The sequence below is a fragment of the Candidatus Cloacimonadaceae bacterium genome (genome assembly GCA_030693415.1).
GTDB lineage: Bacteria > Cloacimonadota > Cloacimonadia > Cloacimonadales > Cloacimonadaceae > JAUYAR01.
Genome location: JAUYAR010000080.1, coordinates 12,156 through 29,812, shown reverse-complemented (window position 1 = coordinate 29,812; position 17,657 = coordinate 12,156). Strand labels below are relative to the sequence as shown.

The 17,657-nt window shown below is 45.7% G+C and carries 8 protein-coding genes; all 8 read right to left on the bottom strand.

Annotation, left to right across the window (positions count from 1 at the left end; genetic code table 11):
• Positions 1-6: 6 nt before the first annotated feature.
• The gene (locus Q8M98_04970) at positions 7-5,016 is read right to left on the bottom strand and encodes a C25 family cysteine peptidase (GenBank protein ID MDP3114113.1); all 5,010 of its coding nucleotides are present in this window, start codon (positions 5,014-5,016) and stop codon (positions 7-9) included.
• A 13-nt stretch (positions 5,017-5,029) separates the two neighbouring features.
• A complete protein-coding gene (gene purD / locus Q8M98_04965) occupies positions 5,030-6,277 on the bottom strand; it encodes a phosphoribosylamine--glycine ligase (protein MDP3114112.1) in 1,248 nt (415 codons plus the stop codon).
• Positions 6,274-7,506, bottom strand: coding sequence for a CinA family nicotinamide mononucleotide deamidase-related protein (locus Q8M98_04960; protein MDP3114111.1), 1,233 nt, complete (start codon positions 7,504-7,506; stop codon positions 6,274-6,276). Before Q8M98_04960 ends, purD begins: the two co-directional genes overlap by 4 nt.
• Before the next feature lie 4 nt (positions 7,507-7,510).
• Positions 7,511-9,034 carry a proline--tRNA ligase gene (gene proS, locus Q8M98_04955; protein ID MDP3114110.1) on the bottom strand — a complete coding sequence of 508 codons (1,524 nt, stop codon included), beginning with the start codon at positions 9,032-9,034 and terminating at the stop codon, positions 7,511-7,513.
• 822 nt (positions 9,035-9,856) lie between these two features.
• Positions 9,857-10,342, bottom strand: coding sequence for a hypothetical protein (locus tag Q8M98_04950; protein MDP3114109.1), 486 nt, complete (start codon positions 10,340-10,342; stop codon positions 9,857-9,859).
• Entirely contained in the window at positions 10,302-13,601 is a 3,300-nt protein-coding gene (locus Q8M98_04945; protein ID MDP3114108.1) for a hypothetical protein, read from the bottom strand. The genes Q8M98_04950 and Q8M98_04945 overlap by 41 nt, the downstream gene beginning before the upstream one ends.
• Positions 13,602-16,943, bottom strand: a complete 3,342-nt coding sequence (locus tag Q8M98_04940; protein ID MDP3114107.1) for a helicase-related protein — start codon at positions 16,941-16,943, stop codon at positions 13,602-13,604. It lies immediately after the preceding gene.
• Positions 16,927-17,058 (bottom strand): hypothetical protein, encoded by a 132-nt coding sequence (locus Q8M98_04935; GenBank protein ID MDP3114106.1) that lies wholly within the window; start codon positions 17,056-17,058, stop codon positions 16,927-16,929. Before Q8M98_04935 ends, Q8M98_04940 begins: the two co-directional genes overlap by 17 nt.
• Positions 17,059-17,657: the final 599 nt, after the last annotated feature.

The following is a 17,657-nucleotide window of genomic DNA, read 5'->3' as shown; positions in this document are numbered from 1 at the left end:
CTGCCTCTATTTCAGGATAGCCATTTTCATGGTTTTTTCGATTTTCTTGTTTCCCTGACGGGCGATGATCTTGTAGAAATAGACTCCATTTGCCAGATTGAAGCCATATTCATCTTTACAATCCCAACCATAAAGAGATCGGGGAAACTCGTGATATCCCACTCCCGATGGCAAGTTTGCAAAGGTCTTGACCAATCTTCCACTAACAGTATAGACTTTAATCGTGACCTCACTGGCATCGTCGGTCAACACATAGGTGAATCTGGTTCTGCCGTAGTTCTTAGGGTCATCTGCTATTCCCAGCACGGGATTTGGATAGTTGCCGATATTGGTGATGTTGAAGGTCTCGTTTACTCTGAACTGGATCTCGCGGGTGTTGAAATTGCCATTGACATCCTTGCAATCGACCACGAGGGTATAGTTGCCCCTGCTCAGGTTGAGCTGATACTTGATCGGAATGCGGTTGATGTTGTCGAGATTGATCGAGGTCACATAGTCGCTTTCCGGAACGGGCATTCCATTCATGTGAAGCCGGATGGAGTTGTCAAACACATCAATTCCGTTAGAATCGCTGAGCAGCAGCGAGATCGTACCCTTTCCCGAAACATAGCCGCCGATAGTGAATTCCTGATCCTGGACGTTGACGTCGATCGAGGGTCGGATTCTATCTCTATTTCGATAGATCGTATAAATACCCTGTTTGTTGACTTCAAAGACCACGCGGTTTTCGGTAGTGGAGATATTACCACCCTGCAGTATCCATTTTCTGCCTCGATCATCCCAGCGATAGATCTTGTATGAATTCTCGGTTTCGAAGCTCTGGGTCTCGGCGTCGGCTGCACTGTAGAAATATGTCAGTTTGATGCGTCTGCCGTTGATAAAGGTTCCGGTGGAATCCACGATGCTGGAATCGAGAGTTTTGATCTCGTATGGGATGGATGAGACAGCGGTGCCTGAGGCATCGGAGGAAAGGAGCTTGATCGGAGATATGTCGGGTTGGTTGTTTGCAGCCAGAGTGCTTAGATTGTGGACGTAGAATACGGAAGTGTGATTTACCGGAATCAGATTGTCCGGTATCTCGCAGGTCATGTTGTTATCTATGCTGCTGATCACCCCGCCGGTGGATCCGATGTTGTGATAGTTGAAAGGCAAGCTCATCGAGATCATGTTGTTAGTATTGTAAAAAATATGCCATTCAGGGAAAGTATTTGACCAGTTCACCCGAACCTCGACGCTCATGTTGGCAGCCGGCAATCCTGTAAGCTGGATCGTTTCCCAACGCTGTTCGTTGACGCCCAATCCGCTGATATCCTGTGTCGAATGCAGGATTTGGGAACCACCGCTCGCCGTATAATACAACCTCAGGTCGGTAGTGATCGATGGCGCGTCCCCGATGTTGGAAGCCAGCACCTGAAGCACGATGTTATCATTATCCGAGACCAACCTGATGTCCCGAAGGAAAAGATCCGGTCCGCGATAGACATGGCTTTCGAGGAAGGTTTCAGATGTCCTCACACTGGTGGTTAGAACATACTTGTAGAAGATTTCCTTGCCCGTTATCTGCCCCGGCAGCCTCTGAGTGGTGATATAGGTATTTGCCAGGGTCGGATGTGGCTGCATGGGCAGATTCACCCAGGTGATGGTTGTGTTGGTGCTGTCCGTGCGGACTTTGCAGATCAGGGATAGGATATCCTCATTGCTAAATACTTTTGCCATAAATTTCGTCGAATCCGTCCATGCCGGATTTGCCGGCTCCAGCGCATGATGGAAGATGGCAGAGCGTCCCACACCGAATGCGGCTCTGCCGATGTATTCTTCGTTTGAAGAATAGCCCGCCACATAGATGATACGCGAATAATTCGTTCCCTGATTTACCGGGATCACCCAGGTGGCATTGAAATTACCCTGGATCACAGGCAGGTCGAAGGGGACGTTGATCGTCTTTTCGTTTTGTTTCATGATAAACAGACGCGCGGCTGTGACCGAGGGAGGAAACTGGGCACTCACTCTGAGCGTATCGCCGGGCTGCAAAACATAGCTCACCGCATCAATAGGGATGCCACCTATGGGTTTGCGCGTTTTGATCAATGGATCGCCCAAATAGGATGCCCCGTTGGTCAGCGCGTACCTGGCGGCACTGGTAGAGGTTGTGGTATAGAACTTTGCCAGCGCAAACTGCAAAGCTTCTCCGACGGATGGGAAATTGTGTTTGTACAACGCTTCGGTGAAAGCCAAACCCCAATCTTCATCCTGGTATAGATAGCCCAATCCGGTGAATCCAAGTGCGGCTATCGCGCCTTTATTTGGCTGCAATACAAGCGCTTCGCTGATCGAGGCAGAGCCATTTGTGTCAAAAGCGGAAGCATAGCAAGCCAAGCTGAGCACGATCGGATAGGCTTGATTGTTCAGGGTCGCCACATCGTTGAAATTAAAAAGGTTATAATCCGCCCAGATGCGTCCTCCGCCGTGTCCCATAAATTGAAGATATTGGGTGCCGCTATTGATCGCGTCTTTCAGTGCGAATGTCCCGCCGAAATAATCAGGGCTCACTTCTTGCGCGGAAGTATAAACTCTGGTCACACGATAGTCTTTTGGAACGCTTTTTCTGCGGATGCGTTCCGATTGGTGGGCGAAGATATTGTTAGGATCGGATATTTTTCCTCCTGATGCAAAGGTCAGATGGCTGCTCCAAAGTCTCGAGGTCAGAGGGTTGTTCCGATATTGACCCGCTTTGTTGGCATAGGCAAGGATCTGGTCTTCCCTCCAGATTCCGATGCGGGAGATGGAGATATCCGGCACCGTGTCGGTCCCGACGATGCAGGCATACCAATTATCGCTGGCAGTGGCGCCATGTTTGTATGTCCAGGTCTTTTTCACCGGAATCAGGGCATATTGTCTTGAGGGACTGAAGTCCCTTTCATCATCGACCCCTTCTCCCAGAAGAACAACGTGTCTGAGCTGCGGAGTGCTCCAATTGTTATACGCATAAGTGATGAAGTCCTTGATCGATTTCGCCGATCTGATCCCGCTGTTGAATTCATCAAAGATATCTTGGACATCTACTTTTGTCACCCCGTATCCATTTGATTCCCACAGGGTTTTGAGCATATTAGTGCCCTCTGCCTCGAGGAATGGATATGTCGTGATCAGAATGACGTCAGCCTGCTTATTGGGGTTTTTAAGATTGGACGGTAGGTTCAAACGGCTGAATTTGGGGGTCATTTTCTGGTTTTCTGAAACCGCATAGTATCTGACCGCATTTGATGATACGCTATCCTGGAAAGTGACTGTCCAGGGTGCCATACCGCCCAAACTAAAGGGCTCGATCTGCAGATTGTTGAAGATGCTGGAGCCGATCTTATATACCGAGACATTGGCATTGGGAAAACCTTCCACCTGAAATTGGTAGAGCCCTGCCGGACGGTTGGAAGGCTTGGAAAACTTGATCCAATCCTGATTGGTTTTATACTCGCGCCAGTATTTGATCTCGACGTAGTCCAGCAGCACCTGTTCGCGGTCTCCGGAAACTGTATTTCCGGAAAGGCTGATGTAAATATGATTGGTGCCGTGTCTCAAAAATGAGTTGGGGATGGGATTTTGATTGTTGAAGATCATTTCCGCTTGCCCCCTCCAGGTATGAGAATTGATCATTGCCTGGTTGATGCGAACGGATGCTTCGTGATCATACTGGTTGGGCAGAATAGTTTCGGAATATGATAATCCGAACAATACCACTTTGGCGCTGGCGGTTCGGATCGTGCTTTCTCTGGGATATTGAAGCTCAATGGGGACGATATCCAGATTGGGAGCGCTGATCTTTTTCCAAAACCACACATCTTCCCGATAATACTCAGGATTCAAGGCGCTCCATCCGCGTCCCAGTTTGTCGCTGACCAATTGCTCCTCAAAGTGCACAGTTTCCTCATAAGCGTCTGGAACTATATACTGAGCCGGATTGGAAACGACCAAGCCACCGTTTTCCACCGCCATTCTCGCTCCCAAGCTGCTTTTGAGGGAAAGGGTATAAACGTTTTCGGCGGTATAATCATCCATCCAAGCAGTATCGCCATAGTTTCGGTCGCCAAAAAACTCAAAGAAGTCATTGACACCGAAACTGCCGTCCGATTCTCCAAAAAAGTGGATCGGGACGGAGCCGTTTTTATCTTTCAGTTCCAGATAGCGAGGATCGAGCGTATTCAGATTCCATGCCAATTGGACACCCAGGGAATCGACCATGGTGTTGATCAAATTGTTCAGATAGGTATAGGTGACCTTATAGATGCCTTCCTTATCGACCACAAGCTGGATCTCGTTGACCGTGCTTGTTCCATTCTTGGGGGATTCATAGCTTTGATCGCTGGTTTTTTCAAGACGCCAGCTTTTTGATGTGGCATTGTTCAGGAAAAAGCTATCCGCGACCGGATCGACGGGGTTTTCCGAGAGCATCCAGTTTTTTGATTGATTCTTCGTCCCATGGATCGTCACGCAGATACTGATCCGGGAATTCACGACCAGTTCTTTGCTCGCGGCGCGGTATTGGAAAGGAAAGATGCGCAATGGGACGAATCTGCGGTCTCCGATAAAGGCGGATTCCCCCTTTTGCACTATCTGATGAGGATATGCCGTGCTGCTGTTATATGCAGCGGCATCCTGATAAAATACATAGTCCACTTCATAATCGCTTAATACCATTTTGGGTGACGGCATCAGGTTGATATTCCTGATCACCGAGCTTTTGACGCCTAACACCTGAATGGAGATGTCTCCATCGATGGGGACCGCCACCGCTTCGCCGAAAACGAGCAGTTCCGGGAAGCCCTCTTGTGAATCAATGCTGCCATACTCGCTCATTAGCTTGTGCCAGGTTGCGCCTTTCAGGTTTTGATGTCCGATCTCATATTCGGGCAGGGTGAATTCGATCAGCAGCTCATTTCCGCTTTGTTCCAGCACCTGCATCCCTGTCGCTCCCAAAAGGAGAGGCAGAACAAGTGCCAACAGGATGATATATAATTTCATTTAGACCGCCTTGTCATAGTTTGTTTTTGCGCAAGCCAATATCCTTGCGCAGGGTTTTACCTTCAAAGAAAATGGCGTCGGCAGCTTTGTAAGCAGCCTCGCGAGCCTCAAAAAGGGAACTTCCCGTTCCGATCGCGGATAGCACTCTTCCTCCCTTGGTGATGAGTTTTTCACCCCCAGAATCCACGCCGCCAAAACAGATCGGCATAGCCTTCCAGTTCAGGGTGATAGGAAAACCGGATTGATATATACCGGGATATCCGCGGGATGCCAAAACCACGCAAACGGTGCTTTGATCGATCCACTCAAGAGAGAGGTTCTTCACGTCATTGTCCAAAATAGCTCTACAAACGTCCACCAGGTCTGTCTTCAAAAGAGGAAGCAGCGCCTGAGTTTCCGGGTCGCCGAAGCGACAGTTGAATTCGATCACCTTTGCTCCCTGCGCAGTGATCATCAACCCGCAATAGAGCACACCCTGAAAGGGGCATCCCTCTTCGCGCAGAGCGGCAAGCACCACTCTGATAATCTTGTCTTCTATCTCTTCGCGATAGGGTTCGGCTTCCGGCACAGGACAAAAAGCTCCCATCCCGCCGGTGTTCGGGCCCAGGTCATGATCAAATAGCTGCTTGTGATCCTGGGAGAAAAGTGTGCTTTGAAAGTCGTATCCATCTGTGAAGGCAAATAAGGATACTTCCCATCCGAGTAAAAATTCTTCGATCACCACTCCTGATTTTGGTGTTTCGCTGTGGGGAGGCATCAGAGTATCGAGCGCGTGCAAAGCTGCATCTTTATCCTGCACGATGATGACGCCTTTTCCGGCTGCCAGTCCGTCTGCTTTGAGCACGATCGGATATTGCTTGTTAGCAGCCAGATATGCTTTTGCGATTTGATAATTATCGGTCTTAAAATATGCCGCGGTGGGGATGCCGTGTTTTTGCATCAGTTCTTTGGCAAAGATTTTACTGGTTTCGATGCGTGCGGCTGCTTTTGAGGGTCCGATGCATTTGATCCCATTTTCCCTCAAATCGTCGGCAAGCCCTTCCGACAGTGGTTGTTCCGGACCCACAAACACAATGTCCGGATGGTTTTCAAGGCACCATGATAGTATCTCGAAATTGCTTTTGAGGGGGGCGCACCGATGCTCGATTGCGATGCCGGGATTCCCCGGAGCAACGATGAGCTCGGTTACTTGCGCGCTTTTGGCAAAGGCATTGGCGAGGGCGTGTTCTCTGCCTCCGCTACCTATGATCAGAACTTTCAAGCATTACTTCCTTGTAGATATTTCAGTAAGTGCAGTATCGCGAATTCTGCGGCTTTGTGCCGAATCGAATCTCTACCACCGGAAAATACCGATTTCAGGCTCCAGATTTTCTCGAATACTACAAATGCAAAATAAACAGTTCCGACAGGCTTTGATTCCGTCCCGCCAAGCGGTCCGGCAATCCCGGTCACCGATATTGCACAGGCGGAATCTGTCAACAATTTTATTCCGCGAACCATCTCAATCGCGGTTGTTTCAGCGCTTACGGCGCCCTTTTCTTTCAAGGTTAAATCCCTCACGGACAGCACATTGCGTTTGATGTCATCGGAATAGCAGATCACGCCTCCGAGGAAGACGTCCGAAGCGCCGCTTTCGGCTGTGATCATTGCTCCGATTCCGCCTCCGGTGCAGGATTCCGCCACGGACAGCGTCAAACCACGTTTGCGCAATTCATTATTGAGAGCTTTGACCGGTGTGTCTTCATCGATACCCCACACATAGTCTTGCGCCAATTCCAGCACCCGGTTTACGCATTGATCGATGTCGCTTTCATTGCTGCCATAGAATCTCAGATCGACCCTTCCGGTTTGCGGCAGCCAAGCCATGCTTGTCTCTTTGGGAATAAAGTTCTGCGGGATCAATTCCGCCAACGCGGATTCGGAGATATTGAAGGTATGCACGGTTTTTTGGATGATCGGTTTCAAGCCGGAAAACTTGGCTTTCAACAAAGGTTTGACGCGATTTTCAAAGACATGGCGCATCTCCATAGGCACGCCTGCCAAAGCGATGAAACACTTGTTTTCATACTCAAACCAGAGCCCGGGTGCGGTACCGCGATCGTTATGTAAAGCGGAAAAGCCCCTTGGCAACATAGCCTGATTGCGATTTATCTCCGCAGTAGGAACCCCGCGCACGGCAAATAGCTTTTGCACATGTTCCCAGATCTTTTCATCAAAAACAAGTTCCTTGCCAAAGTATTCGGCGATCATGCTTTTAGTAATGTCATCCGCGGTCGGCCCCAAACCACCGGTGCTGATGATTAGATCACACTTTTCAACGCAGATGCCAAGCGCTTCGCGAATCGCATCCGGCTCATCTTTGCAAGTAATGCCAAGCTGGGTATCGATACCCATCCGCGCGAGTTCGGATGCCAGATAGGCAAAATTGCTATTCACCGTCCTGCCAAGCAGGAGCTCATTCCCGATGCTGATGACTGCGCATTTGATCATATATTTAATAGGACTTGGCAAAGATCACGCGGCGGGAGGATTCCTTTCCACAGCAGATGCAGTTTCCCTGTTCATCAGGTTCGCCAAAGGGCATGCAGCGAACGGTTACCTTGAGGTCGTCCTTGATCCTTTCTTCACATGCGACGCTGCCGCACCAGTGCGATTTGGCAAAGCCGCCATGGATCTCCGGCTGGTTTTGGTTCTTTGGCGTGAAATAACGGTAAAATTCTTTATTGTCGTCGATGGATACGATGTTCTCATCTCTGAATTTGAGCGCTTTCTTGTAGATATTGTTCTGCATATCGGAGAGGCTGATCACGATGTGATCTTTCAGAGTGTCGATGGCGACGGATTCCTTATCTCTGGGCTCCCGGTCGCGGCGTGAGATCATCACCGTTCCGGATGCTATGTCCCGTGGTCCGATCTCGATTCTGAGCGGAATGCCTTTTTTCACCCAATACCAATTACGTTCGCTGGATGTCAGATCCCGATCATCAAGCTCGGTATAGACACGGACACCTTCAAAATGGAGTTTTTTCAGCGAAGCCTCGATCTGCTTTGCAGTGCTCATCACTAGCGCGTGTTCTTCTTCATCGCGGTAGATGGGTATGATTGCCACGTGCGAGGGAGCGATCTTTGGAGGAAGAACCAAGCCGTTGTCATCGCTGTGTGCCATGATCAAAGCTCCGATCAAGCGCGTGGAAACGCCCCAGGAAGTCGTCCAAGCGTATTCATATTCACCGTCTCTGCTTTGGAAACGGATGTTTGATGCCTTGGCAAAGTTCTGTCCCAAAAAGTGCGAGGTGCCGGATTGCAGCGCCTTTTTGTCCTGCATCATCGCTTCGATGCAATAGGTATTGACCGCGCCGGGGAATTTCTCCCCCTCGGTTTTTTCACCTTGGATCACCGGTATGGCAAGATACTTCTGCGCGAATTCGGCATAGACGCCCAACATTTTCAGGGTCTCTTCCATGGCATCGTCATAGCTTTCGTGCACGGTGTGTCCTTCCTGCCAGAGAAATTCCGCGGTGCGCAAAAACAGTCTCGTACGCAGTTCCCAACGCACGATGTTTGCCCATTGATTGATCAAAAGCGGCAGATCGCGATAGGAATTGACCCATTTGGCAAAAGAGGCGCCGATAATCGTCTCGGAAGTGGGTCTCACAATATATGGTTCGGTTAGTTCTCCGGCTACCTTGAGTCCGCCCTTGCCATCGTCTTCGAGCCTGCTGTGCGTCACGATGGCGCATTCTTTGGCAAAGCCCTGAACGTGTTCGGCTTCCTTTTCAAAATAGCTCTTGGGTATGAAAATGGGGAAGTAGGCGTTGCGGTGTCCGGTCTCGCGAAACATTTCGTCCAGATTGCGTTGGATGTTTTCCCAGATGGCATAGCCCCAGGGCTTGATCACCATGCATCCGCGCACATCGCTATTTTCCGCCAAGTCGGCGGCTTTTATCACTTGTTGATACCATTCCGCGTAATTTTCCTCGCGGCTGGGCTCAATCGCGTTGCGTTTGTTTTTGCTCATCGATTCTCCTGTACTTTTATGCAGGATACAAGATTCTGAATTGCCGCAGGCTGTCAATGAGAAAGGCGCGCTTCGTGTGAACGAGTGAACAAAATGAACGGTTGGGTGGACGATCCAGAGAATTATTTGTTTCGTCAACTATCTTCTCATCTCATCCCACACGCTTACCCAGTCATTGCCACTTGTGGCATCGCTTATGCCGTCAAACCGGAAAGGAAATCCGGAAACAAACCGTAAAGGTGGCGGAACAGGAAAAATCGGTTCTTGTCCGCAGCATCAGCTACATATTTGTGGATGATTGGCGAAACTTGTGGATGATAGACGAAACTTGTGGATGTGTCATGTTCATTGCTACTGTCGCCTATGGGATAGAGCTTCGTGTCGCCGACGGGGACGTCGGCGCTCCATGAGATAGCGTTCCATGATTATGGAATTACCGACGTCCCCGTCGGTTCTTGTCCGCAGGATCAGCATGCCCCTCCCAGCCTTGACAGCGTCAATCAAGCGTTAATCAAGCGTTAATCAAGCGTTAGTTTTATTACGCTTGATTAAGGCTTGATTAAGGCTTGATTAACGCTGTGGTTTGGGAGAGACGAGGGATAGAAATGGGTAAATTGCTGGGGAATATGAAGTTGCGCAGTGTGGAGAATAGGATGTTGCGGATGATGGCACCAATGGACAAGGTCTATCCAATAATTGATGCGATAGAGGTAATGGATAAACTAATGGAACCGGATACCAGATCAAACAGCTTGGATGATGACATGAACATGTTTCGGATTAACCATTCTTATATCACCTATCAGAGTTTCGACAGCAAGTTTAGATTTCTTTATCCAAATACTCCACCGGTTTATCCACAGCCTTGAGAAGCTTGGAAATCTGTCCATTAGGACTTGCATGACCAATCACAAGTTTGTCTGCCAGTTCAATTATCAGTTTATTACGGATCAAGCAAGTCTGCGGTGTCACCACTTGGACGCTATCCTCAAAGGGGCTGATGATTAGCAGGTTACCTTTATCTAATCTTGTTTTAATTTCTGGCTGCCATCTTATGTAGAATCCTCGGGCAAGGACTATGATAAGGGGTTGACTTCCCATTAAGAGGAAATGAAGTACGTCCTTTTCAATTTTGCTATGAAAGCCACCAATGACACAATTGCCGGCTTTAACTTGTGAAATCGCCCAATCATACGAGCGCAACACACATGTGGCAGATATCCTACGGCTGCAAAGGAAGCTTGTTTTTGGCAGTGACAAAATGTCTTTATTGCCCGCTGTCCTGAAAATCGTCATCATCTCTTTCATTTAAGCTACTACCCATGCGGTATTTGATGTCGAAGTTAATGATAAAATCCAGTTCTTCTGGAGTAAAATTGTAGTAAACACTTAATATATTGTCAATTTCATCAATTGTTTCTTTTGATAACCTTGGATAGAATTCATCATACTCAACTCTACCAGATGTTTTATAATTTGCAACTACTCTCGATTTATGAGCATTATAAGAATCCATCAAATGAGATACTGAGATTGCCAGCTTTTCAGATATCTCAGAACTAACAGATTCAATATCATACGGGAAAGATGTTATTTCTCTAAGATTTAGGTGGCGACAGTCTGAGAAGCCTATGAACCAAACATAGAAAAGACTACTGTTAACAACTGCTATCAAAAAAATCTTCTCTATTTCTGAACGAGCAGTTAGTGATTTAACCTGTGTCGAGACACTTATCCCCAGTTTCTCGCTTGAGAAGTATGGTGAAAAGTCAAGTGCTCTAACCCAGTATTGTGGAGCATTATGGTAAAGTACTTTAAAGTCCGTAATACAGCTAGTGAACCTACCTTTCATCAATAGCAATTTTTGCACAATCGTTAAAAAACTCTTTCCACCGATTTTAGCAATGGCTCCCCTATACAGCTTTGGTTCAGTCTCAAAATAGTACAGATTTTTGAACAGGTTTTCCCTTGTAGAAGACACCCATCTGTTATACTTGCTCGTAAAAATCTGAGATGGTTGCATACATTTACTAATAATAATGGTTGCACGAATATGCTGTAAATCATCAAATAGCTTCCCCGGTCTATCATCAAAGGTGCTGAACCAACACGTGTGCCTGTCTACAAGCATTTCTTGTAATGGAATCATCCTGTCAGTACATACAATAGGTAACTGGACAATCATAGATATCGAACTTGTTTTATTTGAAATTGTGTGCACTCTTTCGATTACTAAGGCATATAGATTCCCACACGGGCAAGTTTTATAATTATCTAATGTATAACTGACCTTTGTGGTTTCAATATACGGTGGATTACCAATGATAACTCCAAAACCTTCATTGTCGTGGATAATTTCGTAGAATTCTGCAAACCAATGGAAGGGTTGATGTGCTTCTTTCCATTTACTATAAGACACTGAGTTTGAATGTTGATATAGCATTTTATCTAAGTGAGAAGTAAGTTCTTTCAGATTATCTTGCAGTTCAGACTTTGCAACTACGAAGTTTTTATAATCCTGATAGCCTTCCAGTTGAATATCTTTGTATTGGATAAACGCCATAGCCACTTTTTGGCACATCTCTGGAATAATCTCTTTGTTTTCAGCAGCAGATATAGCATCGCTTTCAATGTCTTTTTCAATCTCTTCCCAATTAGCATACCCAACTAGAGTATTCCCGCACCTTATGTTAAAGTCAATATCCGGTAACGGTTCCAATCCATAATTCGGATGTTTAGGATCAGGGTCAACACAAGCAACGAGTTTGAGGAATAATCTAAGCTTTGCTATCTCCACTGCTTCATTCATAATATCAACGCCATAGAGATTATTTAGAATGATGCTCTTATAGATGAAATACTCCAGATTAGGGTGAGAGGGGGTATCAACAATATCAAGTTCCCGTTTTAGGTGGCTTGTGCCATGCCCGTGATTGTCATGCACAAAGTCCTTCATTCGGTTAATGCAGGCTTCATAGAGGTCTTCCAGGATATTCATAGCAGCGAATAGGAAAGCCCCTGATCCACAGGTGGGGTCAAGAATTGTAATGGATTTCAGAGCATTGTAAAATTGGAAAACCAGCTTAGGATCATCTGTTTCATAGATAAGGTCAAGGGCAAATTGACGAATATCAAGGTTATAGGTGATAAAGTCGTTTATCTGAGTGATATTCCCACTAGAGAGAAGTTTTTTGACCTCAATATACCGTTGTCGCCTGGTGATCACCTCTCGCCAGATTTCTGTAGGCAAAGCAGCATCTGAAGGTGCAGGGCGGTTCCAGCATCGCCGTATCTCTACAAGGTTTATCTGTTCTGGATCAAGTCCGGCTTTGATATCGTCAGGTAGGTCATGCCAGACATCATCAGGGTTAATTCCATGTTTAACTGCATTGTAGATAAACTGATCCTCACTAGACATGAGCTTTTGCCAGATTTCCCCCACCGGTTTGAAAGCATCGGGGTATTTACGTTGCACTTCATCAAAAAGATAGGGCAGTATTGTATTTTTGCCTATGTAATCGGTAATATCTTCTTTGGTATAATACGCTCCCATTTGAGCCCGGTCATTGATATATTTTTCAAAGATATAGCCGATAACATCTGGATTGACATCTCTTCCTGTAGCAGTTACATTTGTATCAAGATGCCAGTGATATTCCTCAAAGAATTTAAAGAGAGATTCAAAAGCCTCATCGGTAATTTTGATCTGCCCCTCATACTTAGTTTCCAGTTCATGCACCGAGAAGATGCCCCCATTCAGATAGGGGATTTTGCCAATTTCTGATGAGAAGCGACCTCTATCAGGTGAGCCGAGTCCTTCATGAAAAAGATGAAGCAGAAAGTTGCGATAGAAGGAATAGAATTGGTCTCTACCACGCACCCTCTGTCCGTCTTGAAGTTTGTTCATCAGATAATGCACATTATTATCCAAGAACCCACGTTTTTGGATGAAATAGCAGAACATGAGCCGATTGAGCATCACTGAGGCATACCAATTACGATCAATCTCTTCTGTTATCCCTGTCATAAAGGATAGAAACTTAGTATGCTGTTTTTTGAAGCCATCATAGAATTTCTTGGTGACCTTTTCAGAATTCTGATCTATGGTAGCATTCAACCGTTTGGTTACATCGACCAGTGTAATATTCTCATGCTCATCTATGCTAAAAACTAAGCCTGCAGTACGTTGATAAAGCAATTGGGGATCCTGGGTAATGTAATACTCTGTAATGACGGTTTTCAGTGGCTTACCCGCTGGCTTATAGGCATATTGCCAGACTTGCCTTTGCTTTGTTTCATCGATAAATATTAGCAAATGCTCATAGTATCTGCGTTTAACAATAGATTGAATACGGAGTCTATCATTCTTTGGGGGAATGCTCGATCCTACTGGAGGAGAGCATTGCAAGAAGCGAAATCCGCTTTTTTCACAGATAACGCTGACCGTGTAGATAGTTCCTTTTAGGTCTGTTTCAAACGAGCCGGTGGCGTTATCCCATCCCATTTGGTTAAATAGTTCTTTGAAGTTGAATTCCCTGACCAGTGTTGCAAAAGTGCTTTTAATCATTTAATCCTTCTTGTTCACCAAGCCCATGGAGCAGATGATTTGGGGCTCATCATAGTGATTACCATCATCGGGATCAGTGCAAAGTTTATTCTCTTCCCAGAATGATTCCACTAACCCTACCAAAGCATCTATCGGCTCTTTGGTTTTGAAATAGCGGCTGATAATGTTTTTGGCATCTTCTTTCAGCGGATAACGGTAGATGGCTTCGACAGCTTTTTTTAGGGCTGTTGATACAAATATAGTGGCGTCATTTTCTTTTATAAATTCATCCAGCTTGGTGTAAAGCTGCCGTTTGATACTGCTTTTTCTGCCTAAGCTGCCGGATGTATCACGCTCTGAAGTGTTGATAATAGCGATTCCCTTACCGACCAGTTCATGATGAATCTCCAATTTTGGCAAGGCTTTGGTATCAGGCCCACAAGCTGTCACCTCAAGTATTCTTTTTTGTGATTGGGAGATCAGGTTGCCATGGATGTCCATCCATGCCAGGACGTCATTATCATGGACTGTTCGGGCATAGATTATTACTCCAGCAGGTTCAGCATTAGATTCCATAGTGGAATAAACGATATTGGGAAGCTCAGGTATTAGACGTTCCAGATTTTTGTCTTTATCAATGGCATTTTTCCAAATCTGATAGGCATAGGAACCCAGATCTATTTCTGCATCTTGTTCATCATCCAGAATACCGGCTTTTTCGTTATACAGATTTACAATACTGGTGGGATCTCCGGCAAAGAAAACTTCATCCGAGCCAAAGACTTCGGCGTTCTGGCTAATGCGCTTACTGAGACGGGCTCGAACATTGATAATCTTCTCAATTCCCTTCTCAGGTAAGACGTTGTAGCACTGGATTTCTTTGGCATTTTGACCTATCCGGTCAATACGTCCCGCTCGTTGGATTAAACGGATAATTGCCCATGGTAGGTCGTAATTTAGCATGATATGGCAATCCTGAAGATTTTGGCCTTCACTCAGCACATCAGTAGCTATCAGAACCCTGATATCCCTGGATGTCTGATGTCGGTTATGGCTTAGGGGACTAAACTGCCTGGCAAGCTCAGTGGGGTTATCTGAGGCTCCAGTTGCCACAGCTATATGATCTACATTCATTTTGCTGAGTTGCTGATATAGATAGTTTGCAGTATCTGCAAACTGTGTGAAGATCAGTACCTTATCGTGAGCATGGGTTTCCACAACGAGCTTGCGTAAAGCTTGTAGCTGACGGTCTTGCTGGGGATCCCAGCTATAATTCGCCACGACTATTTCCATCAGTATGTCCGTATCATCCTTTAGTGCTTTCAAAAGTCCCTTTGAGAATAATGTGCTATCTATCCAAACAAATCTTTTCCTTATGCTTGGTTGCGTGAAGTACTCGTAGGATACGATCGCTCTTTGGCTGTAGAGGCGTGAATCGTGGCTGAATTCGATGACTGAAACCTGATCTGTATCGTCTTCAAAATCGTCTGAATCATCCAGATCGAGGAATGAACTCACCACGTCCGTATAATTCTTACCGATAGGAAGAGCTAATTCATTTTCTATGGCATGGATAAAGATGTAGTTTCTTTGGATGTGACGGCATAAGGAGAGCAGATAGGAATAGCCACTGCTTTCCAAACGTTTGAAGAGATTGGTGCGGCAAAACCCGATCAACCGTTTCCCTGCTCTGGACAAATCCTCTACTATTTTCTGTTCTGCAGCGCTTAAATGTTTACATTTGGATTCATCTACATAGCCGGCAAGTCCATAACGCGGGAGACTGAGAGAGCCGATCTGATCTACTTGCTCTTCATTATAGAGCCTTGTATATTGATCCTGTTGACCTTCTACCGGTAGCTCGTAGCCAAGCTTTTTTGGTGTTCTTACTGGGAAATAGGACTTCTTACCATCCGGAAACTCAAGATATAACTCATTATTATCATCTGGGATAGCATAGTATTCTTTGATAAAAGTCCGTGTTCTGCGGATCATATAGAGCCGGATCAGTTCTCTCCAATCATCAGGGAAATCACTTTTTTCAAATGCCCTGATACTGCGAATAGGTGTATCTGGGTGTTTCATGGCATATTGATGGTAGCCTTTAATGCTATCGATATATCGTTCCGGACTAATCCCTAAATCTTGATCGTCCGGGATAAACAGCCGAAGTTGATTTGATAAGTCCTTGTAATCCTTATTGTATGGAGTAGCTGATAGGAGCATTATTTTGCTTTCATTTTCGCTAAGGTATGTCTTTATTGCTTTATAGCGTTCTCCCTTGTGATTTCTAAGGTTATGACTTTCATCTATAATAACCAAGCGGAAACGTTTTTTATTTTTCAGATTTTTCTGAACGGCACTCATTGAGAGGACTTCTGCTTTCAAATCATACTCGTCGATGTAGGATTTCCACATTTCGATGAGGTTTGCCGGACAGATTATCAGCGTGGAATAGTAATAATCCTCTTCAAATATCTTAGCCACAGCACACGCAGTGAAGGTTTTTCCCAAGCCAACTACATCACCAATGAAAACACCATTGCGATTATATAGCTTTTTAGCTGCGATTAATACGGCTGCTTGTTGGAAAGCAAAGAGCTTGTTTTTGAATACTTTGGGGATTTTAAATTCGTTTAGCCCGGCTCTGGCTTCCTGGGAAAGATGGTAAACCATCTTGAGGTAGATATGATATGGTGGAATAGCCGTCTCACGAGCCCAGCTATTATCAATGATTTCAGCAAGTTCAGCTGAGATATCAATGCAGTACTGGTCAGCCCATCTCTCCTCAAACCAGTTCTGGAGTTTATTGCATGCGTCATGATCCAGCACATCTACATTTAGCTCGCCTTGACGCTCCAAACCGGACATGGTAAGATTGCTGCTGCCAACTACTCCTATTATTGGCGCATTACTATCCTCTTTATGCATAAGGTATAGCTTGGCATGTAGAGGAAAGGACAGGTGCAGCTTAACGATTACCTTTTTTGATTTGATTTGAGCTGATAATTCGCGTAGTGCAGCTTCGTCCCGATTTGTAGGAATCCCGATCAATAGCTGTTCTTTAAATTGTTCCGCACATTTTTTTCTGAGACTCGAGGCGGTCTTCAAATCCATCCTGATGCCATCTTCATCAGTTCTGAAGGCAGCTTTGAGCTCCTCAACCGGCAATCTTTGCATTCCGACAAGGACTCTGGCGCATGCTCCATCCCAGCCCGGCCACTTCTCTACATTGTGATCAATGCTTGCCCAACCTCTTAGATTGAAAAATCCTACACAGAAATCAGCTCTATATGAGTGCTCAAGAGTATTCTGAAGATAGGTTAATAATGAATCGTTAATATTGTCAAAAATCCTCGGCAAAATCCCTCCCTAATTCAAAGCACAGCCTTCTTACCAGTGAAAAACGGACATGCTGTTCATCTTTGAACAGACCATTTTTCAACATGTTACGGATATTTTCGATAATTTTTTTCATCTATCCCTCACCGTGCGATTTGCATTTTTCACAAGAATATGCAGAAGGTTTTTCTGTCAACCACAAATTCTGGGGACATTCCCTAATTGGCTACATCAGCATTATTTTCATTTGTAGGGGTTCGATGAGATCATACATGTATTACTGCTACCAAGGAATATCTCACGCTGAATACACAGCTTCCGCAGCATCGCGGCATGCTGCGCTACACCGCTCTCCCACTTGACTGCGTCAATCATGCCTTAATCAAGCGTAATTAAACTAACGCTTGATTAAGGCTTGATTAACGCTTTGGAAGGAGGAACGGGGCTGCATGGCACATTCTATGGTTTTATCCGAGCACTTTGGAGAATAGGGTGCTGCGGATGATTACTCACAGCTGAGTAGATGCAAGTATATATACTGTAACGATAAGCCTAAACCATTGTATAATCATGCTCATGCGAGCACCTAAAGTGGACAAATATGTCTTACTTACTCTCATAAAATCCTTGAATCTTTAGATATCTATATTTGTTATACAGTTTATATATTGATATGTCATAAAACCGTGACTACTGTTGCCGACGGGGACGTCGGCATTCCATGAGGAGGCGCTC